Source organism: Bacillus sp. GW821-FHT01G09 (assembly GCF_059422205.1).
In genome coordinates this window covers 228,247-249,895 of record NZ_JBWKWL010000006.1, presented here as the reverse complement: position 1 = coordinate 249,895, position 21,649 = coordinate 228,247, and the positions used below count along the sequence as shown (strand labels likewise).

Genomic DNA, 21,649 nt, shown 5'->3' with positions numbered 1-21,649 from the left:
AATAACAAAATCCTAAACGGCAGGCCGTTTAGGATTTGATCAGCATTAAGGCAGGATATCGGGCTGCTGCTGTGTGACTGGGTTGGCAGCCGCTTTCTCGCTCACCTTGCGTTTTCTGAACACAAGGTAAGAAATCAAAACGATTCCCGTAATGACGCCTGTCAGCAGCAGCTCGTCTCTCATGGAATCAATAAACGCCATGGACACTAAAATTCCGCAAATGGCGATGATGGTCAAGTAGGTTAGGAAAGGGAAGAGCCACATTTTGATCTTCAATGCTTCCGGGTTTGTTTTTTCGAGTTTTTTCCGCATTTTCAGCTGGGAAACAGCGATGACAAGATAGACGAGTAAAGCGATTGCGCCTGATGAGTTGACTAAGAATAAAAAGACGGTATCCGGTGAAAAATAGTTCATTACGACCGCGATATAAGAGAAAAATGTCCCGGCCACAATGGCTTGTACGGGAACGCCTTTTTTGCTCAATTTCATAAAACGGCGCGGCGCTTCGTTTCTTTCTGCAAGAGAATACAGCATTCTGGATGTGGTGTACAAACCTGAATTCAGGCAAGAGAGTACAGCTGTGAGGACGATAAAGTTCATAATCTGTGCGGCTGCCGGCACTCCTATATGCTCAAGTACAGCGACGAAAGGGCTTTCTAAAATATTTGCTGAATTCCATGGCAAAAGCGCCACGACAATGGCGATTGAGCCCACGTAAAAGACGATGATGCGCCATACAACGGATCTGGTGGCTTTTGTCACAGATTCGATCGGGTTGGATGTTTCCCCTGCTGCAATGGCAACGATTTCAGTTCCCATAAAAGAGAAGATGACAACGACAATGCCGAGCAATACGGAGCTGATGCCTTCCGGGAAAAATCCGCCTTTGCCTGTAAGATTCGATAAACCGACTGGCTCACTGCCCGGTGCAAAGCCAAAAATAAAGGCGAAACCAACGATTAGAAAAGCAATGATAGTCACAACTTTAATGAGGGAGAACCAATATTCAAACTCACCGAAAGACTTAACGGAGTAGACGTTTGTCAGGGTGAGCACAATGGTCAAGATCAAACTTGTCAGCCACAGCGGGATATCATGGAACCAGTATTGAATAATGCCAGCACCGGCAATGGCTTCGATCGCGATGACGATCACCCAGAAAAACCAGTACAGCCAGCCGATTGTAAATCCTGCCCACGGTCCGATGGCGTCATGAGCGTATTGAGAAAACGATCCGCTCGTCGGGTTTACGGCAGACATCTCACCGAGCATTCTCATAATAAAAATCACCAATAATCCGGCTAACGCGTAAGAAACAATGGCACCCGGACCAGTCGAGTGAATCACTGAACCGCTGCCTACAAACAGGCCGGCTCCGATTACACCGGCAATCGAAATCATTGTCATATGGCGGGTCTTTAATTCCTTTTTTAATCCTGATTGAGATTGGTTCATAAGTTACCTCCTTTTAAAATGCAATCATTACTGAATATTATGATAATTGAAACTCTATCATAAATATACAGTTTGTCGAAAATTCATGTGAGAAAATATAACGTTTTATTTCAAATTTGTAGTGTTTTGTTTGCGCTTTCATCGAATGCGTGGAAAAAATGTTTCGTTTTTTATTCGCTGTGTGATTTTGCGTAATATTTACAATTCGATAGAATGCGAGAAGCACTGGTGTCATTGGGTTTGATGGGCTTTTTGGCGGAGCAAATAAATTGGATGAGAGAAAAAGTGTTCCATCATCACTATTTTTCTGTGGCGGGTGAATCATGTTTCTGTAGACCCACTGCGGTTCAGCTTTGTAAGATAATAATAGGAAAATGTGAGCGGGGAGGAGGTTTTGTATGGAGAGATATGATGAACTGAAAAAGGGAGAATCCGGGGCGCTGGTCAGCATTGCCGCGTATCTTGTTCTTTCCGCAATTAAACTGATCATCGGTTATCTTTTTCACTCGGAAGCACTTACGGCAGACGGGTTAAATAACACAACTGACATTATTGCTTCTGTTGCTGTGCTGATTGGCCTGCGCATCTCTCAAAAGCCTCCTGACGAAGATCATCCATACGGCCACTTTCGAGCGGAAACGATTGCATCGCTTATAGCATCGTTTATTATGATGGTTGTCGGACTGCAAGTGCTGTTCAGCGCCGGAGAATCTATTTTTTCTGCTAAACAAGAGACGCCAGATATGATTGCGGCTTGGACGGCAGCGGGCGGGGCAGTCCTGATGCTGATCGTTTATCGGTACAATAAAAGGCTGGCCAAAAAGGTGAAGAGCCAGGCGCTCCTTGCTGCGGCTGCTGATAATAAATCAGACGCATTCGTCAGTATCGGCACATTTATCGGCATTGTGGCTGCTCAATTCCATCTTGCTTGGATTGATACGGTCACTGCGTTTGTGATCGGTCTGCTTATTTGCAAGACCGCATGGGATATTTTTAAAGAGTCATCTCACTCTTTGACAGATGGATTCGACATAAAGGACATTTCCGCTTATAAACAGACAATCGAAAAAATCTCCGGTGTGAGCCGTTTAAAAGACATAAAAGCAAGATACTTGGGCAGTACGGTTCATGTTGATGTGGTGGTTGAGGTATCGGCAGATTTAAATATTACGGAAAGCCACGATATAGCCAATGAAATTGAGCGGAGAATGAAGGAGGAGCATGCGATTGATTATTCGCATGTTCATATGGAGCCTTTAGAACACAAATAATTGAGCTTCCTGCCACAGGAAGCTTTTTTTGTGTGTTTTGGCCAGCTTTATTGGAAACAATTTGCTAGAATCGTTTTTTTATACAGATTGCTTTTTGTGGTAAAGTTAGGTTACATTATGATGAATTTTGTAGATGACTAGGAGGAAAAGAATGGCATATCAAGAAGACCTGCATCCTTTGCTGGGGAAAGCAGTTGAACATATTAATAGAGTAATGGTTGGAAAACGAGACATCGCCATACTCAGCTTAGCAGCCCTTCTTGCCAAAGGGCATGTGCTGCTTGAGGATGTACCCGGAGTCGGAAAAACGATGATGGTTCGCGCGCTGGCAAAGTCAATCGGCGCCGATTTCAAAAGAATCCAATTCACTCCGGATTTGCTGCCATCTGATGTAACAGGGGTATCTATCTATAATGCGAAAACGATGGAATTTGAATATCGTCCCGGCCCGATTATGGGAAATATCGTGCTGGCCGATGAAATCAACCGTACCTCTCCGAAGACACAGTCGGCTTTGCTCGAAGCGATGGAAGAGGGAAGCGTCACGGTAGATGGCCATACGATGCAGCTTGCCGCTCCGTTTTTTGTGATGGCAACGCAAAACCCGGTCGAATATGAAGGAACCTATCCTTTGCCGGAAGCCCAGCTTGACCGTTTTTTATTCAAACTTCGGATGGGTTATCCGTCCTTTAATGAAGAGCTTGACGTCTTATCTCTTCAGGAAAAAAGCCATCCGATTGAGACACTTGAGCCGGTTATTGCAAAAGAAGACTTCATCCGTTTACAGCGGGAAGTGCAAAATGTCCGTGTTGATGACAGTATTAAGGAATATATCGTTGAAATCGTGCAGAAAACGAGACAGCATCCTTCTGTTCAATTAGGCGTCAGTCCGCGTGGCTCAATCGCCCTCATGAAAGCGGCACAGGCATACGCGCTGCTGCATCATCGCGACTATGTCATCCCGGATGATATTCAATATTTAGTTCCTTTCACGCTGCCGCACCGGATGATGCTTCATCCTGAGGCAAAATTTGAAGGGATTCAGGCAGAAGCGATCGTAAGGGAGATCATGTCAGCTGTGAAGGTGCCGGTTCAAAGGTCGTCGGTCCGCTGATGAATAAGAAATGGCAATGGCTCGTATATGGTTGGAAGCTGATTATATTAACTTTATTGACGGCTGCTGTTTTTTCTTATGCGATGTTTCAGGGCGGCTTTGTCAGCTGGTTTTTGTTTTACGCGTTTCTCCCTTTTGTCTTGTATGCCGGGCTGCTGGCCTTGTATCCGCTCCGTTCTTTTCAGGCTTCACGGCAAATGGATAAAACACAATCGCATGCCGGGGACAGGCTGGGCGTAACGGTTACGCTGAGAAGGAAGCTGCCGTTTCCCCTGATGTATATGGTAATTGAAGATTGCCTGCCAGAAGGAATTGAGTCCTTCAACCGAGACGAAACCGCGGCCAAACGGCTCGTTTTTCCTTGGTTTAAACGGAGCATGACGATGTCCTATGAATTAGCTCGGATACCGCGCGGAGAGCATCACTTTCATTCTGTCAGGGTGCGAACCGGGGATGTTCTTGGCTTGATTGAAAAAACAGCATTTTTTGAGCTGGATGATACCCTGTTTGTTTATCCATTCTTTCAGCGTTTTTCCTATCAGGTGAATGAGAGGCATCAGGAAGACGGTGTAAGCGGTTCTTCTCCTATTCATCAGCACCATTCCTCAGTCGCAGCAAGTGTGCGGAATTATCAGCCGGGAGACCGGTTTGCTGCGTTAGATTGGAAGACCTCTGCACGGCGGAGCCAGCTGATGACGAAGGAATTTGAGCCTTCTCGCAGCAAAAATCTGTTTCTGCTGATGGACCGTTTTTCCTCAGACGCATTCGAAGAGGTCGTTTCAGTGACAGCTTCGATTCTTCATTCTGTTTTAAAAAACGGCGCGGGTGCTGGTCTGGCTTCCATCGGGAAGGAAAAAAACATTTTCCCTATTCAGGAAGGGGATCAGCATTTTAAGCACATGCTTCGGCATTTAGCCATCGCTCATTGTGATGCGGCAGACCCGATAAGCCGATATGCACGGGAAGAGCTGGGAAAGCCATCTGTTCGCCAAGCTGATCAAGTTGTTGTCACGGGACAGTTAACGGAAGATATGCTGCACCTCGCAGAAATAGGAGGCGGCCGGGTTACGGTGATACTGGCAAAAGAGAAAGATGCTGAGCTCTCTCAAGCTGAAAATGTCATGATTGAACGCATGATGAAACGCCAAATCAGAGTTCGGGTCATGAGGGGCGGGCGAGTTTCGCGTGTTGTTTAGAAAGAGAGGTGACTGGTTCACATGCCGCACGATGATCACAAGGGAAGCCGTTTGAGCTTGCTGTTATTTTATTTTCTGGCTTTTTTATTGCTGTGGGAGTGGCTCAGGCCGCTTGACAGTTTTAATGAAACGAAACATACAGGCTTTTTTAGTGTCTTTATCGGTTTGACGTTTCTGCTGACTTTTTTCAGGATGAGGTGGTTTGTCACCGTTCCTTTTTGTGTCATATTTACATTGATCTCGATACACATCCTGTTTTATCAAGGATCTATATTCGACTTGAGCTGGGTCAGCTCTTTTTTGCAGGATGTCTATCTGAATATCACGCTGATTCAATCTGGGCAATGGAATGACATGATTCCTTCATTTCGGACCCTGCTGTTTTTTGTGCTGCTGTGGCTGCTGGTCTATCTCCTGCATTATTGGGTGATTTACCAGAGAAGAATTTTGTTTTTCTTTATGATGACAGTAGCGTATATTACGATTCTTGATACCTTTACGCCATATGATGCTACTTTTGCCGTCATCCGTATCGTGCTGATCGGCTTCTTTATGCTGGGCCTTTTATACTTGGAGCGCATTAAGCTGATGGAAAGAATCACACTGCCAAAAACATCTGTCCTGAAATGGTTTCTTCCTTTATCTGTATTGGTTTTGGCTGCAACGGGATTCGGACTCGCCGCTCCAAAATCAGATCCAGCCTGGCCTGATCCGGTGCCTTTTCTTAAAAAAATCACTCATCAAGACCGCGTGTCTGCAGGGGAAAGCAAAATCGGATACGGGAATCATGATGAATCACTCGGCGGCCCGTTCCAGCAGGATGCTACACCTGTTTTTACATGGCAGGGAAAAGAGCGTACGTATTTCCGTGTGGAAACGAAGGATACGTATACCGGGAAAGGCTGGATTGAAACAGACACAGGCATGTCGTATCAGCTTAGCAATGGAAAAGTTGAAAATCTGTGGTTTGACCATAAGGTTGCGACAGAGCGCCGCACCGTCCGTGTAAAAGTCGATAAGCACTACGGGTATAACCATCTGATGTATCCGATTGGTGCGGAAATCATTCAGCCAAAGCAGGCTGTCTCACTTGAAATGAACGGCAACACGGAGCAAATTTCTCCGATCAGTGAACAAGCCGGTGAAATCAGAAATATGGGGAATTATACTGTAACGTACAATTCCCCGGTCTATAAGCTGGATGAACTGAGAAAGGTAAAAGTGAGAAAAAACAGTGAGGAGTACACATTCAGCGATCGCTACATGCAGCTTCCAGATTCACTGCCAGAGCGGGTGAGAACCCTTGCGATCAAACTGACTCAGGATCACGACAATATGTTTGATAAGGTGAAAGCGGTTGAGGACTATTTAGGGTCAAATGCGTTCACATATGAAACAGAAAACGTGACCATTCCTAAGAATGATGAAGATTATGTCGATCAATTTCTCTTTGAAACGAAAATGGGTTATTGTGATAACTTTTCTTCCGCCATGGTGGTGCTCTTGCGCTCGGCCGGGATTCCGGCCCGCTGGGTAAAGGGTTATACGTCCGGCGAATACAAAGAAGCAGGAAACAAAAATGGCAACATCTACGAAGTGACAAATAACAATGCCCATTCCTGGGTAGAGGTGTATTTCCCGGAACAGGGCTGGGTTACATTTGAGCCGACTAAAGGGTTTACAAATCCGGCTGAATTTACTTCTTCTGACACAAAGGACTCCGGCAGCGATAACAGCAGCTCGCCGAAGAAAGCAAAACAGAAAGAAGAGAAAAAACAGCCGCAAAAAGAGGAAAAACAAAAGGAAAAGCGGGACCCAGCTGTTTCTAAAAAGCCGTCCGCTTCGCATACCAATGCCGGTGCGGGCTTGTATGCAGCGCTTGCGGTTCTTGCAGTCCTCCTGGTGGCAGCTGTATTGCTGTATGTTTTCCGCTCGTTATGGATTCCTGTTTTCGCCGTGAGGAAATTGAAGCGGCGCAGCGATCAGCACGCGTTTTTTGAGGCATATGCCGCGCTGCTGAAACAACTGAAGAGAAAAGGACTGCCGAAACGAGACAGTGAAACGCTGCGTGATTATGCAAAACGAATCGATGAAAAATACGACATAGAAGACATGTCAAAGCTGACATTAAGCTATGAAAGGGCGCTTTACAGAAATGAAGATTCTTCGGCGCTATGGAATGATTCGAGAGAGTTATGGGAAAATTTAATTAAAAGAAGATGGTCTTGACCACTTATCGACGTGTTGTTAGAATTAGTGAATATTATCGGAGTCTGGGAGCGAGTTGGCCTGACTCCGGCAAACGGCCTTGCCAAAGAGGGCGGAGCGAGCTTCATATCTGTCCTCGTTTTTTTCTGTGTCAAAAAACTTAGAGGAGATTAGGTGACAACCATGACAAAGTTAGTGAATGAAATGATTCTTGTCCTTGATTTCGGCAGTCAGTATAACCAGCTGATTACACGCCGTATCCGTGAATTCGGTGTATACAGCGAGCTGCATCCACATACATTGACGGCTGAAGAAATTAAAAAAATGAATCCAAAAGGAATTATTTTATCCGGCGGTCCAAACAGTGTGTATGATGAAAATTCTTTCCGCTGTGACGAGAAAATCTTCGAGCTTGATATTCCTGTTTTGGGAATTTGCTACGGCATGCAGCTGATGACTCATTACCTTGGCGGTAAAGTTGAAGCGGCAAGCCAGCGTGAATACGGAAAAGCAAACATCCACATCGAAGGCACACCTGATTTGTTCAGAGATCTTCCGAATGAACAAGTGGTTTGGATGAGCCACGGCGATTTGGTTGTAGAAGTTCCTGAAGGCTTCACTGTTGACGCGACAAGCCATCACTGCCCGAACTCAGCAATGAGCAAAGCAGACAAAAAATGGTACGGCGTTCAGTTCCACCCGGAAGTGCGCCACTCCGAATACGGCAATGATCTTCTGAAAAACTTTGTATTCGGTGTTTGCGAATGCGAAGGCGAATGGTCAATGGAGAACTTTATCGAAATCGAAATGCAAAAAATCCGTGAAACGGTCGGAGACAAACAGGTTCTTTGCGCGCTAAGCGGCGGCGTTGATTCCTCTGTTGTTGCTGTTTTGATTCATAAAGCGATCGGCGACCAGCTGACTTGTATCTTTGTAGACCATGGTCTTCTCCGTAAAGGCGAAGCTGAGGGTGTTATGAAAACATTCAGCGAAGGCTTTAACATGAACGTGATTAAAGTAGACGCACAAGATCGATTCTTAGATAAACTAAAAGGCGTTTCTGATCCTGAGCAAAAACGCAAAATCATCGGTAATGAATTCATTTACGTATTCGATGATGAAGCGGACAAGCTCAAAGGCATCGACTACCTTGCACAAGGTACGCTTTACACAGATATCATCGAGAGCGGTACAGCAACGGCACAAACGATCAAATCTCACCACAATGTCGGCGGACTTCCTGAAGACATGCAGTTTGAGCTGATCGAGCCGTTAAACACGCTTTTCAAAGACGAAGTGCGCGCGCTTGGCACAGAGCTCGGCATTCCGGATGAAATCGTATGGCGTCAGCCGTTCCCAGGACCGGGACTCGGAATCCGTGTTCTTGGCGAAGTAACAGAAGAAAAACTTGAAATCGTTCGTGAATCAGATGCAATCTTGCGTGAGGAAATTGCAAATCACGGCTTAGAGCGTGATATCTGGCAATACTTCACTGTTCTACCTGACATCCGCAGCGTTGGTGTTATGGGTGACGCAAGAACATATGATTACACAATCGGAATCCGCGCCGTTACATCAATCGACGGCATGACATCTGACTGGGCGCGTATCCCGTGGGATGTGCTTGAAGTCATTTCGACACGTATCGTAAACGAAGTGAAGCACATTAACCGCGTGGTGTACGATATTACAAGTAAGCCGCCTGCGACGATTGAGTGGGAATAAGAATCAATTAATGGAAACCATCTTTTTGGCAATTTTGCCGGGAAGATGGTTTTATTTGTTTATTACGAACAAAATCCGATTTTGTGTGACTATTGTTCGCTTTTTGTATTGTTTTTTCAAAATGAAGTTGGTACAATAGACACAGAAATCAAATAAGATGAATTCGTATAATCGCGGGAATATGGCTCGCAAGTCTCTACCAAGCTACCGTAAATGGCTTGACTACGTAAACATTTCTTTCGTTTGATATAAATAAAACACGTTTATTTATTCGAACTGAAATCCGTCTGTAGTCAAGCGTCCCAAAATGTATTGGGGCGTTTTTTATTTGGCGTTTTCAGGACAGAATAAATAGCAAAGAGTGAAGGGAGTCAAATAGCTTGAAAACGTTTTTTCAGTTTGATGAGCTGGGCACCAGCTATCGCAATGAAATCATTGGCGGATTAACGACTTTTTTATCTATGGCATATATTTTGTTCGTCAATCCGATTACGCTTGCTTTGGACAGCGTGAAAGATTTTCCGGAGGCGCTGAGAATTGACCAGGGTGCGGTCTTTACGGCGACAGCGCTGGCGTCTGCAGCAGGCTGTATCTTAATGGGATTAATAGCGAGATATCCGATTGCCATTGCGCCGGGTATGGGGCTGAACGCGTTTTTTGCGTTTTCTGTTGTCCTTGGTATGGGTATTTCATGGCAGGCAGCTTTGTCCGGTGTTTTTATTTCAGGTCTTATTTTCGTTGCTCTTTCTTTAACAGGTTTTCGTGAAAAAATCATCAACGCCATTCCGCCTGAGCTGAAATTGGCAGTCGGTGCGGGGATCGGCCTGTTTATTACATTCGTTGGTTTGCAAGGCTCAGGAATCATTACTGCAAATCCTTCTACGCTCGTCACGATCGGAAACATTCACAGCGGTCCTGTGCTGTTAACGATTTTCGGTGTGATTGTCACGGTTATTTTAATGGTGCTTCGCGTGAACGCAGGCGTGTTTATCGGGATGCTATTAACAGCGGTAGCCGGCATGATTTTCGGTTTGGTTCCGGTTCCGACTCAAATTATCGGCAGTGTGCCAAGCCTTGCGCCGACTTTCGGACAAGCGTGGATACACCTCCCGGATATTTTCTCTGTACAAATGCTGATCGTTATTTTAACATTCTTGTTTGTCGGATTTTTTGATACAGCTGGTACACTTGTTGCTGTGGCAACACAAGCTGGTTTAATGAAGGAAAACAAATTGCCGCGTGCGGGCCGTGCGCTTTTAGCTGATTCATCTTCTATTGTGATCGGTGCCGTGCTTGGTACGTCTACAACAACTTCTTACGTGGAATCAAGCTCAGGTGTCGCTGCGGGTGCCCGTTCAGGATTTGCCGCAATTGTAACAGGGATTCTCTTTTTACTGGCTACGTTTTTCTCTCCGCTTCTATCAGTCGTTACGTCAAATGTAACAGCGCCGGCGCTTATTATCGTTGGTGCATTGATGGTGGCGCCGCTTGGCAAAATCGCTTGGGATAAGTTCGAAGTGGCCGTTCCTGCTTTCCTTACCATGATCATGATGCCGTTAACGTACAGCATCGCGACTGGTATTGCCATCGGATTTATTTTCTATCCGATTACAATGGTGTGCAAAGGAAAAGCAAAAGAGGTTCACCCAATCATGTACGGGCTGTTTGTCGTATTTATCCTGTACTTTATCTTCTTAAAATAAGAATTGAAAAACCAGCTGCACCGGCAGCTGGTTTTTTTGTTGCAAAAGATAAAACCATTTCATACGATATACCGTCATGTAGATGTGCCGCCATGCTTTACTTAAATGGAAATTTTACTTAAATGGAAATGACTTGACTGTTCAGGAAGGCTTCGGTACCTTATATAAGTGTTTTATTTTCTTGCTGAATGGTATTCCGCCGTATTTTTTTGATAGGAGTTGCTGACATGACGGAAGAAAGAAAAGAAACGTTTGAAGAAGAAATTAACCAGAGTGAAAGAATAGATGCAGATGAAGAACCGCTATCGAGAATGTCCAGAAAGGCGAGCCGGCAAAGCAAGCAGAAGCAAAAACAAAAGCAGAAACCGCGCCAGGAACGCGGTGAATCAACTGTTAAAGACAAGCTTGCGTCTGTTTGGGCAGCCATCAACAGATATTGCGGTTTTGCGTTCTCGATTTTAAAATCTCCGGCGAAAACTGTCGTAACGGATGGTTTTTCTCATTATAAGTACGGTCTGATTTCAATGCTTATATTCAGTATCATTTTTTCAATTGGGAATTGGTTTCAGTTAAAGGCAAGCTGGAATCGGCCGCTCGGTTTCGGAGAACGCCATCATGCTTTCTATGACGGGTTTTTAGTTGTTCTTGTGTATTTGCTGATCTTTTTCGCGGTAATGGTCTTTGCTATATGGGCTGTCTCCCGCTATATGATGAAGCAGAAGGTGACGTTCAGAGAAGCGGCTGCCGTATTGGGTTCATTGCTTGTACCCGTAATTGCTGTTTCAATCCTTTGGCTGATCTTTGCGATCGTAAATATCCCAATGCTGACAGTACTGTTTACGGTGCTGATCTTGTTTTCCATCTTTTTTATCATCGCGCTGTATGTACAGCGTGTGTACCAGGCGGCACAAGATGCACCAATTGATTATATCTATTGTGTATTTGCAGTGGTTGCGATAGCGCTGCTGTTTACGGCAGTGACTTGGCCTTTTATTTCGGAATATTTTACGGCGTCGCTGATTCCGCTTTAATGAAAAAACCGGCTAATCCTAGCCGGTTTTTTTATGTCACACTTTTTACAAATATATCTAAAAAACATAGTTGATTTGTAGGATTAACCCGTGTATGATGGGGAAAATGCTGAAAACGTCCAGCGCAAAAACCTTTATGTTTAAGGAGGATGATGGACATGGCTGATGTGCTTCGCCGAGCAATTAATCAAAAGAAGCAATTTTTAAAAACCAAATTACTGCTCTCGGAATTTTATCAAGGAAGAGGGGAACAGCTTGCTGACTACACGCTGAGTGAGCTTGAGAAAGAATACAAGTCCCTTCAGAAAATGAAAAAAGAGATCTGACAATAGATATAAAGAGGTGAGTCTGCTGAAAAGCGGGCTTTTTTGTTTTGATTTTGAAAAGGCGAGAAAGAGGGTAAACTACTACTGTTCAACTCATAAAAGCATGTCGAAATATTTTGCTTAAGCTTACGGGCGAAGCTGATTGTAAACGGCTCATTTCTCTAGTAGAATATGAATGCTTTGTGCAAGCTGAAGAGTAGGGGGATGAATAAAATGATGCAAACCATCTTATCAAATGGGATAGCCATGGTTCTCATAATTCTCATTATTAATATTGTCTATGTGTCATTTTTTACGATAAGAATGATTTTAACGCTGAAAGGACAGCGTTATTTAGCGGCCGGCATCAGTACGATTGAAATACTGGTTTATGTGACAGGGCTGAGTCTGGTGCTCGATAACTTAGACCAGATTCAAAATGTGATCGCGTACGCGCTCGGTTACGGTCTTGGCGTAATTGTCGGCATGAAAATAGAAGAAAAATTGGCGCTTGGCTATATTATGGTCAATGTGATTACGAAGGAGCTCGATCTTGATCTTCCGAAGCAGCTCCGTGAAAAAGGCTACGGCGTGACAAATTGGGTGGCAGGCGGGCTTGAAGGCGACCGCACAGCCCTTCAGATCCTGACGCCGAGAAAATATGAACTCCAGCTATATGATACGATTAAAACACTTGATTCAAAAGCCTTTATTATTGCGTACGAACCAAAAACAATCCACGGCGGCTTCTGGGTCAAAGCGGTGAAGAAGAGGAGAATTAAAGAATAATGGCAAAGCCGAAGAAGAAAAAGTTTGAAGTGACAGAGCAGCAAACGATTGATGCGGTGCTTCAGCAAATGAAAGAAGAAGGATATCTGCCTGTAAGGCGAATGGAAGAGCCTATTTTTATGGAAAAAAAGGAAAATGGGTCAATTCAGATCGTTCCGTGCGGGAAAAAAATCGTATTTGAAGGGAAATTGATCTAAAACACGAACATTAGTAGAATGAATTTTTGTATCGTTCGATAATATCGTTGACATTATCCATGTCCGTTGTTAAGATAAACATGAAATCAAAACACGACCTCATATAATCTTGGGAATATGGCCCATAAGTTTCTACCCGGCAACCGTAAATTGCCGGACTATGCAGGAAAGTGATCGATAAAACTGACATGGATATATCGCAGAAGCGAACGACTGACGATACATGTACCATGCCCGGTTTGTATTGCTTCCTCATAAGTGCAATGCAGAGCGGGTATTTTTTATTTTCTGAAAACAAAAGCATTAGAAGGTGGGGAACAGAATGCAGCCGCTAGTAGGAATCATCATGGGAAGCACTTCCGATTGGGAGACAATGAAACACGCATGCGACATACTTGACGAACTCAATGTTCCGTACGAAAAAAAGGTCGTTTCCGCTCACCGGACGCCTGATTTCATGTTTGAATATGCTGAAACTGCTAGAGAAAGAGGCATCAAGGTGATTATTGCCGGTGCCGGAGGAGCAGCGCATCTGCCAGGGATGACGGCTGCGAAAACAACACTGCCAGTCATTGGAGTTCCGGTTCAGTCCAAGGCGCTGAACGGAATGGATTCACTTCTTTCCATCGTCCAAATGCCTGGAGGCGTGCCTGTTGCGACAACATCCATCGGCAAAGCGGGTGCTGTGAACGCAGGCCTGTTAGCGGCGCAAATTTTGTCAGCATTTGACGAAGACCTTGCCCGTAAGCTGGATGAGAGAAGAGAAAATACAAAACAGACAGTGTTAGAAAGCAGTGATCAGCTTGTCTAAACAAATCATCTATCCGGGAGCTGTAATCGGCATTATCGGCGGCGGCCAGCTTGGGAAAATGATGGCTGTGTCCGCCAAACAAATGGGGTATAAAGTCGCGGTCGTTGATCCGGTGAAAGATTCGCCGTGCGGGCAGGTTGCGGATGTCGAAATTACCGCTCATTATAATGACCGTGAAGCGATTCGAAAATTGGCTGAAATCAGCGATATCATCACATATGAGTTTGAAAACATCGACTATGATGCGCTGCATTGGCTAAAAGATCATGCGTATCTCCCGCAAGGAAGTGAGCTGCTGCTCATTACCCAAAACCGTGAAACAGAGAAAAAAGCAATTCAATCCGCGGGCTGTGAAGTCGCACCGTACAGCATCGTCAAAACAAAGAATGAATTGAAACAGGCGGTACAGGAGCTCGGGTTACCCGCAGTTCTGAAGACATGTCGCGGCGGGTACGACGGCAAAGGCCAATTTGTGATAAAAGAAGAGGCGCAAATGGAGCAGGCAGCCGCTCTGTTAGAACACGGAACTTGCATTCTTGAAAGCTGGGTTTCTTTTAAAATGGAACTGTCGGTGATCGTCGTTAGATCGGTAAACGGTGAAATTTCAACATTTCCGACAGCTGAAAACATTCACCACAACAATATTCTTTTCCAAAGCATCGTGCCCGCACGGGTAGAGAAAGGGATTCAGCAGAAGGCTGCTGATCTCGCAGTTAAGCTTGCAGATGAGCTTAACCTTGTCGGACCGCTTGCTGTTGAGATGTTCCTGACAGAGGACGGAGAGCTTTTGGTCAATGAACTGGCGCCAAGACCGCACAATTCTGGGCATTATACGCTGGACCTTTGCGAGTCGAGCCAGTTTGAGCAGCATATCAGAGCGGTATGCGGGCTTCCGCTTGGGAAGACAGATTTGCTGAAGCCGGGCATGATGGTGAATCTTCTCGGCGATGAAGTAAAGCTTGTTGAGGAAGACCCGGAGCTTTTAAAAGAGGCAAAGCTATATATATACGGAAAACATGAAATCAAAAAAGGCCGCAAAATGGGGCATATTACATTTATGAAGCAGCCTGAAGACGAATGGATTCAGGAGATTACAAATAAATGGATGAATAGAGACGGAGGACAAGCAGAATGATCGAACGTTATTCAAGACCTGAAATGTCCGCGATTTGGACGGATGAAAACAGATTTCAAGCATGGCTGGAGGTAGAGATTCTTGCCTGTGAAGCGTGGGCGGAGCTTGGCGTCATTCCGAAAGAAGATGTAAAAGTTATGCGTGAGAACGCGTCATTTGACATCAACCGCATTTTAGAAATCGAAAAGGACACGCGCCATGACGTTGTCGCTTTTACGCGCGCTGTATCCGAATCACTGGGCGAAGAAAGAAAATGGGTGCATTACGGCTTAACGTCAACTGACGTTGTTGATACGGCTCTTTCCTACTTATTAAAACAGGCAAACGATATTTTGCTCAAGGATCTTGAGAGATTTGTTGACATTATAAAAGAAAAAGCGAAAGAACATAAATACACAGTCATGATGGGGCGCACGCACGGCGTACACGCTGAGCCTACAACTTTCGGCTTAAAACTTGCGCTTTGGCATGAAGAAATGAAACGTAATCTTGAGCGTTTCAAACAAGCGAAAGCAGGCATCGAGGTTGGAAAGATTTCCGGCGCTGTCGGCACATATGCGAACATTGATCCATTTGTTGAACAATATGTCTGTGAGAAGCTCGGATTGAAAGCAGCACCGATTTCCACTCAAACCCTTCAGCGTGACCGCCATGCTGACTATATGGCAACACTTGCTTTGATCGCGACAAGCATCGAGAAATTCGCTGTGGAAATCCGCGGACTGCAAAAGAGTGAAACACGTGAAGTAGAGGAATTTTTCGCGAAAGGGCAAAAGGGTTCATCTGCAATGCCGCATAAACGAAATCCGATTGGCTCTGAAAACATGACAGGCATGGCGCGCGTAATCCGCGGCTACATGATGACAGCTTACGAAAATGTTCCATTATGGCATGAGCGCGATATTTCTCATTCTTCAGCAGAACGAATTATTCTTCCGGATGCGACAATTGCGCTGAACTACATGCTGAACCGCTTCTCCAACATCGTGAAGAACTTAACGGTCTTCCCGGAAAACATGAAGCGCAACATGGACCGCACTCTCGGCCTTATCTATTCTCAGCGTGTGCTGCTTGCTTTGATTGACACAGGCCTGACTCGTGAAGAAGCCTATGATACTGTTCAGCCGAAAGCAATGGAAGCGTGGGAAAAACAAGTGCCGTTCCGCGAGCTTGTTGAAGCGGAAGAGAAAATCACGTCACGTCTTTCTCCAGAAAAAATTGCTGACTGCTTTGATTACAATTACCATCTGAAAAATGTTGATCTGATCTTTGAACGTTTAGGTTTAGCATAGAAGAAGCTTTTAGCGGCTTCTTCTAAGCCGCCGCAGTTTGAAAATTCCCAACATTCGGGTTAGGAGGCCTTCCGTGAATATTGTGAAGAATGAACTTTTATACGAAGGAAAAGCAAAAAAGATCTACAAAACCGATGACGAAAACACGCTGTATGTCGTGTATAAAGACTCCGCCACTGCCTTTAACGGCGAGAAAAAAGCAGAAATCAGCGGGAAAGGGCGCTTAAATAACGAGATTTCAAGCTTAATTTTCAAACACCTTCATGCAAAGGGCATTAACAATCATTTTATCGAGCGCATTTCGGAAACGGAACAGCTCATTAAAAAGGTAACGATTGTGCCGCTTGAAGTCGTGGTCAGAAATGTTGTGGCAGGAAGCATGTCCAAACGTCTCGGCATTCCAGAAGGCACGGAGCTTGAGCAGCCGATTATCGAGTTTTACTACAAGGATGACGCGCTGGGTGATCCGCTCATCACAGAAGATCATATTTGGCTTTTGAAAGCAGCGACTCCTGAGCAGGTAGAAACCATTAAGTCCATTACAAAAACAGTAAATGAAGAGCTTCAAAGCATTTTCGACGATTGTCATGTCAGATTAATAGATTTCAAGCTTGAATTCGGTTTAGATGCAGAAGGGCAAGTGCTTTTGGCGGATGAAATTTCTCCTGACACATGCCGCTTGTGGGATAAAGACACGAACGAAAAGCTGGATAAAGATTTATTCAGACGCAATCTGGGAAGCTTAACCGACGCATACGAAGAGATTTTCAAAAGACTGGGAGGCATTCATCATGTATAAAGTAAAAGTTTATGTCAGCTTAAAAGAAAGTGTACTAGATCCACAAGGGAGCGCTGTCCAGCATGCCTTGCACAGTATGACTTACAACGAAGTTCAAGATGTGCGCATCGGGAAATACATGGAGCTTACCATTGAAAAATCTGACCGTGATCTTGACGTGCTAGTGAAAGAAATGTGCGAAAAACTTCTTGCGAACACAGTGATTGAAGATTACAGATATGAGGTTGAGGAGGTAGTCGCACAGTGAAATTTGCGGTGATTGTGTTACCCGGCTCCAACTGTGATATCGATATGTATCATGCTGTAAAGGATGAGCTTGGCCATGAAGTGGAATACGTCTGGCATGAGGAAACAAGCCTTGACGGATTCGACGGTGTGTTAATTCCGGGAGGGTTTTCTTACGGCGATTACTTGAGATGCGGCGCTATCGCCCGATTTGCGAATATTATGCCAGCTGTCAAACAAGCAGCGTCTGAAGGAAAACCCGTTCTTGGCGTCTGCAACGGATTCCAGATTTTACAGGAGCTTGGTCTTCTGCCAGGTGCAATGAGACGCAACAAAGATTTGAAGTTCATTTGCCGTCCGGTTGAATTAATTGTTCAGAACGACGAAACATTATTCACAGCTTCCTACGAAAAGGGACAATCGATTACAATCCCGGTTGCCCACGGTGAAGGAAATTTCTATTGTGATGACGAGACGCTTGCTTCATTAAAGGAAAACAATCAAATTGCTTTCACATACGGATCTAATATCAATGGAAGTGTAAGCGACATTGCCGGTGTCGTCAATGAGAAAGGCAACGTATTAGGCATGATGCCTCATCCTGAGCGCGCGGTCGATGAACTGCTTGGAAGCGCCGACGGTCTTAAATTGTTCCAGTCTATCGTGAAAAATTGGAGGGAAACTCATGTCACTACTGCTTGAACCAAGTAAAGAACAAATAAAAGAAGAGAAACTGTATCAGCAAATGGGTGTCAGTGATGATGAGTTTGCATTGATAGAATCCATTCTTGGAAGATTGCCGAACTACACAGAAATCGGAATTTTTTCTGTCATGTGGTCTGAGCATTGCAGCTACAAAAACTCAAAGCCGATTCTGCGTAAATTCCCGACAAGCGGCGAGCGTGTGCTGCAGGGGCCGGGGGAAGGCGCCGGAATCGTTGATATCGGTGATAACCAAGCGGTTGTGTTCAAAATTGAATCACATAACCACCCATCAGCTCTCGAGCCTTACCAAGGCGCTGCGACTGGCGTAGGCGGAATTATTCGTGATGTATTCTCAATGGGTGCCCGTCCAATCGCTGTATTGAACTCTCTTCGATTTGGTGAACTGACTTCACCCCGCGTGAAGTACTTGTTTGAAGAAGTAGTAGCGGGTATCGCCGGATACGGCAACTGTATCGGCATCCCGACAGTCGGCGGAGAAGTGCAGTTTGACAGCAGCTATGAAGGAAATCCGCTCGTCAACGCAATGTGCGTCGGTTTAATCAACCATGAAGACATCAAAAAAGGCCAGGCGAAGGGTGTCGGCAACACAGTAATGTACGTAGGAGCGAAAACAGGGCGTGACGGAATCCACGGCGCTACGTTTGCTTCTGAAGAAATGTCAGACTCGTCTGAAGAAAAGCGTTCTGCTGTCCAAGTCGGCGATCCGTTTATGGAGAAGCTTTTGCTTGAAGCATGTCTGGAAGTTATCCAATGCGACGCCTTAGTCGGCATTCAGGATATGGGAGCTGCCGGTTTAACAAGCTCAAGTGCAGAAATGGCAAGTAAAGCCGGTTCTGGTATTGAAATGAACCTTGACCTGATTCCTCAGCGCGAAACAGGCATGACCGCGTATGAAATGATGCTTTCTGAATCACAAGAACGGATGCTTTTGGTTATTGAGCGCGGACGTGAGCAGGAAATCATCGATATTTTTGACAAGTACGATCTTGAAGCGGTTTCTGTCGGACATGTGACAGATGATAAAATGCTTCGCCTGACACACAAAGGAGAGGTTGTGTGCGAGCTGCCTGTTGATGCCTTGGCAGAAGAAGCACCGGTTTACCATAAGCCTTCTCAAGAGCCTGCTTACTATCGCGAGTTTTTGGAAACGGACGTTCCGGCTCCGCAAATTGAAGATGCGAATGAAACGCTGAAGGCCCTTCTTCAGCAGCCGACGATTGCGAGTAAAGAGTGGGTTTATGATCAGTATGACTACATGGTGCGTACGAATACAGTTGTCGCTCCTGGGTCTGATGCTGGTGTTCTCAGAATCCGCGGAACGAAAAAGGCGCTGGCTATGACGACAGACTGTAACGCGCGTTATCTCTATCTTGATCCTGAAGTCGGAGGGAAAATTGCTGTCGCTGAAGCAGCGCGCAACATCATTTGCTCAGGCGCAGAACCGCTTGCGGTCACAGATAACCTTAACTTCGGTAACCCGGAGAAGCCGGAAATCTTCTGGCAGATCGAAAAAGCGGCAGACGGCATAAGCGAAGCGTGCAATGTTCTCAGCACACCGGTTATCGGCGGTAACGTATCGCTTTATAACGAATCAAACGGCACGGCGATCTATCCGACACCTGTTATCGGCATGGTCGGCTTAATTGAAGATACAGCACACATTACAACACAGCATTTCAAACAAGCGGGAGATCTCGTATATGTGATCGGCGAAACAAAACCAGAGTTTGCCGGAAGCGAGCTGCAAAAAATGACAGAAGGCCGTATTTACGGCAAAGCCCCGCAAATCGATCTTGATGTAGAGCTGTCTCGTCAAAAAGCACTGCTTGACGCGATTAAAAAAGGCTTCGTTCAATCTGCGCATGATGTGTCTGAAGGCGGCTTAGGTGTAGCGATTGCGGAAAGTGTCATGACGACGGAAAACCTTGGCGCTAATGTGACTGTAGAAGGGGGAGCGGCGTTATTATTCTCTGAATCTCAATCCCGCTTCGTCGTTTCAGTGAAAAAAGAACATCAAGCAGCGTTTGAAGCAGCTGTCAAAGATGCGGTTCATATTGGTGAGGTAACAGCTGACGGAATTCTGGTGATTCAAAGCCAAGATGGACAACAAATGATTCATGCGCAAACGAAAGAGCTTGAACGCGTATGGAAAGGAGCTATCCCATGCTTGCTGAAATCAAAGGCTTAAATGAAGAATGCGGCGTTTTTGGGATTTGGGGACATGAAGAAGCCCCGCAGATCACGTATTACGGTCTCCACAGCCTTCAGCACCGAGGACAGGAGGGTGCGGGCATCGTAGCGACTGACGGTGAAAAGCTGACGGCTCACAAAGGCCAAGGGCTGATCACTGAAGTATTTCAAAATGGCGAACTCAGCAAAGTAAAGGGAAAAGGCGCTATCGGGCACGTTCGGTACGCAACGGCTGGAGGCGGCGGATACGAAAATGTTCAGCCGCTACTCTTCCGTTCCCAAAACAACGGCAGCCTGGCGCTTGCTCATAACGGAAATCTTGTCAACGCCACTCAGCTGAAGCAGCAGCTCGAAAATCAAGGGAGCATCTTTCAAACCTCTTCGGATACAGAGGTTTTGGCTCACCTGATCAAAAGAAGCGGACACTTCACGCTGAAGGATCAAATTAAAAACTCGCTTTCTATGCTGAAAGGCGCCTACGCGTTCCTGATCATGACCGAAACAGAAATGATTGTCGCACTTGATCCGAACGGGCTGAGACCGCTATCCATCGGCATGATGGGCGATGCTTATGTGGTCGCATCAGAAACATGCGCATTTGACGTCGTCGGCGCAACGTACCTTCGCGAGGTAGAGCCGGGGGAAATGCTGATCATTAATGATGAAGGCATGAAATCAGAGCGTTTTTCCATGAATATCAATCGTTCCATTTGCAGCATGGAGTACATTTATTTCTCCAGACCAGACAGCAATATTGACGGTATTAATGTGCACAGTGCCCGTAAAAACCTTGGGAAAATGCTGGCTCAGGAATCCGCAGTTGAAGCTGACGTCGTAACCGGGGTTCCGGATTCCAGTATTTCAGCGGCGATCGGCTATGCAGAGGCAACAGGCATTCCGTATGAGCTTGGCTTAATCAAAAACCGTTATGTTGGCAGAACGTTTATTCAGCCGTCCCAGGCTCTGCGTGAGCAAGGCGTCAGAATGAAGCTGTCAGCGGTGCGCGGGGTTGTGGAAGGCAAACGCGTCGTGATGGTGGATGACTCTATCGTACGCGGAACAACTAGCCGCCGGATTGTCACGATGCTTAGAGAAGCGGGTGCGACAGAGGTGCATGTGAAAATCAGTTCACCGCCGATCGCTCATCCGTGCTTTTACGGCATTGATACTTCCACACATGAAGAATTAATCGCGTCTTCGCATTCTGTTGAAGAAATCCGTCAGGAAATCGGAGCCGATACCCTCTCATTTTTGAGTGTGGAAGGGCTGCTGAAAGGCATCGGCAGAAAATACGATGACTCGAATTGCGGACAGTGTCTCGCTTGCTTTACAGGAAAATATCCGACTGAAATTTACCAGGATACAGTGCTTCCTCACGTAAAAGAAGCAGTATTAACCAAATAAAACTTGAAAAATGACATAAAAGGCAGCGCAGTTCGGCTGCCTTTCTCTTTCTGCCCTCTTTCGGGGAGATATT

At 45.6% G+C, this 21,649-nt stretch carries 20 protein-coding genes and 2 riboswitches; of the genes, 18 read left to right on the top strand and 2 right to left on the bottom strand.

What is annotated here, in order from left to right; translation table 11 throughout:
- Positions 1-45: 45 nt before the first annotated feature.
- Both gabP and AC07VD_RS19785 read right to left on the bottom strand, forming a co-directional pair.
- Positions 46-1,455, bottom strand: a complete 1,410-nt coding sequence (gene gabP / locus AC07VD_RS19790; protein WP_024571787.1) for a GABA permease — start codon at positions 1,453-1,455, stop codon at positions 46-48.
- A 37-nt stretch (positions 1,456-1,492) separates the two neighbouring features.
- The gene (locus AC07VD_RS19785) at positions 1,493-1,780 is read right to left on the bottom strand and encodes a hypothetical protein (RefSeq protein ID WP_336805521.1); all 288 of its coding nucleotides are present in this window, start codon (positions 1,778-1,780) and stop codon (positions 1,493-1,495) included.
- Between the two features lie 73 nt (positions 1,781-1,853).
- Between AC07VD_RS19785 and mneS the strand changes: the two genes are divergently transcribed.
- From mneS to purF, 18 genes are all read left to right on the top strand, one after another.
- The gene (mneS, locus tag AC07VD_RS19780; protein WP_015382984.1) at positions 1,854-2,726 is read left to right on the top strand and encodes a manganese transporter MneS; all 873 of its coding nucleotides are present in this window, start codon (positions 1,854-1,856) and stop codon (positions 2,724-2,726) included.
- A gap of 151 nt (positions 2,727-2,877) precedes the next feature.
- Positions 2,878-3,840 carry an AAA family ATPase gene (locus tag AC07VD_RS19775; protein ID WP_181218463.1) on the top strand — a complete coding sequence of 321 codons (963 nt, stop codon included), beginning with the start codon at positions 2,878-2,880 and terminating at the stop codon, positions 3,838-3,840.
- The gene (locus AC07VD_RS19770) at positions 3,840-5,036 is read left to right on the top strand and encodes a DUF58 domain-containing protein (protein ID WP_494721958.1); all 1,197 of its coding nucleotides are present in this window, start codon (positions 3,840-3,842) and stop codon (positions 5,034-5,036) included. Before AC07VD_RS19775 ends, AC07VD_RS19770 begins: the two co-directional genes overlap by 1 nt.
- A gap of 21 nt (positions 5,037-5,057) precedes the next feature.
- On the top strand, positions 5,058-7,265 hold the full coding sequence (locus AC07VD_RS19765; protein WP_494721957.1) for a DUF4129 domain-containing transglutaminase family protein: 2,208 nt from the start codon (positions 5,058-5,060) through the stop codon (positions 7,263-7,265).
- A gap of 162 nt (positions 7,266-7,427) precedes the next feature.
- A complete protein-coding gene (gene guaA / locus AC07VD_RS19760; protein ID WP_024571783.1) occupies positions 7,428-8,969 on the top strand; it encodes a glutamine-hydrolyzing GMP synthase in 1,542 nt (513 codons plus the stop codon).
- Positions 8,970-9,112: 143 nt separating this feature from the next.
- Positions 9,113-9,214: riboswitch (purine riboswitch) on the top strand.
- 135 nt (positions 9,215-9,349) lie between these two features.
- Positions 9,350-10,672 carry a hypoxanthine/guanine permease PbuG gene (gene pbuG / locus AC07VD_RS19755; protein ID WP_086343532.1) on the top strand — a complete coding sequence of 441 codons (1,323 nt, stop codon included), beginning with the start codon at positions 9,350-9,352 and terminating at the stop codon, positions 10,670-10,672.
- A gap of 227 nt (positions 10,673-10,899) precedes the next feature.
- Entirely contained in the window at positions 10,900-11,703 is an 804-nt protein-coding gene (locus tag AC07VD_RS19750; protein ID WP_014479057.1) for a DUF6574 domain-containing protein, read from the top strand.
- Positions 11,704-11,861: 158 nt separating this feature from the next.
- Positions 11,862-12,029, top strand: coding sequence for a Fur-regulated basic protein FbpA (locus tag AC07VD_RS19745; protein WP_003244066.1), 168 nt, complete (start codon positions 11,862-11,864; stop codon positions 12,027-12,029).
- Between the two features lie 213 nt (positions 12,030-12,242).
- Positions 12,243-12,797, top strand: coding sequence for a DUF2179 domain-containing protein (locus AC07VD_RS19740; protein ID WP_015482896.1), 555 nt, complete (start codon positions 12,243-12,245; stop codon positions 12,795-12,797).
- Positions 12,797-12,994 carry an NETI motif-containing protein gene (locus AC07VD_RS19735; protein ID WP_003219403.1) on the top strand — a complete coding sequence of 66 codons (198 nt, stop codon included), beginning with the start codon at positions 12,797-12,799 and terminating at the stop codon, positions 12,992-12,994. The genes AC07VD_RS19740 and AC07VD_RS19735 overlap by 1 nt, the downstream gene beginning before the upstream one ends.
- 79 nt (positions 12,995-13,073) lie before the next feature.
- A riboswitch (purine riboswitch) is annotated at positions 13,074-13,175 on the top strand.
- 141 nt (positions 13,176-13,316) lie between these two features.
- Positions 13,317-13,805 carry a 5-(carboxyamino)imidazole ribonucleotide mutase gene (gene purE, locus AC07VD_RS19730; RefSeq protein WP_003244134.1) on the top strand — a complete coding sequence of 163 codons (489 nt, stop codon included), beginning with the start codon at positions 13,317-13,319 and terminating at the stop codon, positions 13,803-13,805.
- Entirely contained in the window at positions 13,798-14,940 is a 1,143-nt protein-coding gene (gene purK, locus AC07VD_RS19725) for a 5-(carboxyamino)imidazole ribonucleotide synthase (RefSeq protein WP_024571649.1), read from the top strand. The genes purE and purK overlap by 8 nt, the downstream gene beginning before the upstream one ends.
- Positions 14,937-16,232, top strand: coding sequence for an adenylosuccinate lyase (gene purB / locus AC07VD_RS19720; RefSeq protein ID WP_003233955.1), 1,296 nt, complete (start codon positions 14,937-14,939; stop codon positions 16,230-16,232). Before purK ends, purB begins: the two co-directional genes overlap by 4 nt.
- 73 nt (positions 16,233-16,305) lie before the next feature.
- Positions 16,306-17,031 carry a phosphoribosylaminoimidazolesuccinocarboxamide synthase gene (gene purC / locus AC07VD_RS19715; protein WP_015252656.1) on the top strand — a complete coding sequence of 242 codons (726 nt, stop codon included), beginning with the start codon at positions 16,306-16,308 and terminating at the stop codon, positions 17,029-17,031.
- Complete coding sequence (purS, locus tag AC07VD_RS19710; protein WP_003219409.1) at positions 17,024-17,278, top strand: phosphoribosylformylglycinamidine synthase subunit PurS; 255 nt, start codon at positions 17,024-17,026, stop codon at positions 17,276-17,278. The genes purC and purS overlap by 8 nt, the downstream gene beginning before the upstream one ends.
- The gene (gene purQ / locus AC07VD_RS19705; protein WP_080529008.1) at positions 17,275-17,958 is read left to right on the top strand and encodes a phosphoribosylformylglycinamidine synthase subunit PurQ; all 684 of its coding nucleotides are present in this window, start codon (positions 17,275-17,277) and stop codon (positions 17,956-17,958) included. The genes purS and purQ overlap by 4 nt, the downstream gene beginning before the upstream one ends.
- Positions 17,942-20,170, top strand: coding sequence for a phosphoribosylformylglycinamidine synthase subunit PurL (purL, locus tag AC07VD_RS19700; protein WP_129092299.1), 2,229 nt, complete (start codon positions 17,942-17,944; stop codon positions 20,168-20,170). The genes purQ and purL overlap by 17 nt, the downstream gene beginning before the upstream one ends.
- Positions 20,146-21,576: an amidophosphoribosyltransferase gene (gene purF, locus AC07VD_RS19695; RefSeq protein ID WP_003233947.1), complete on the top strand. Its 1,431-nt coding sequence runs from the start codon at positions 20,146-20,148 to the stop codon at positions 21,574-21,576. Before purL ends, purF begins: the two co-directional genes overlap by 25 nt.
- Positions 21,577-21,649 lie beyond the last annotated feature (73 nt).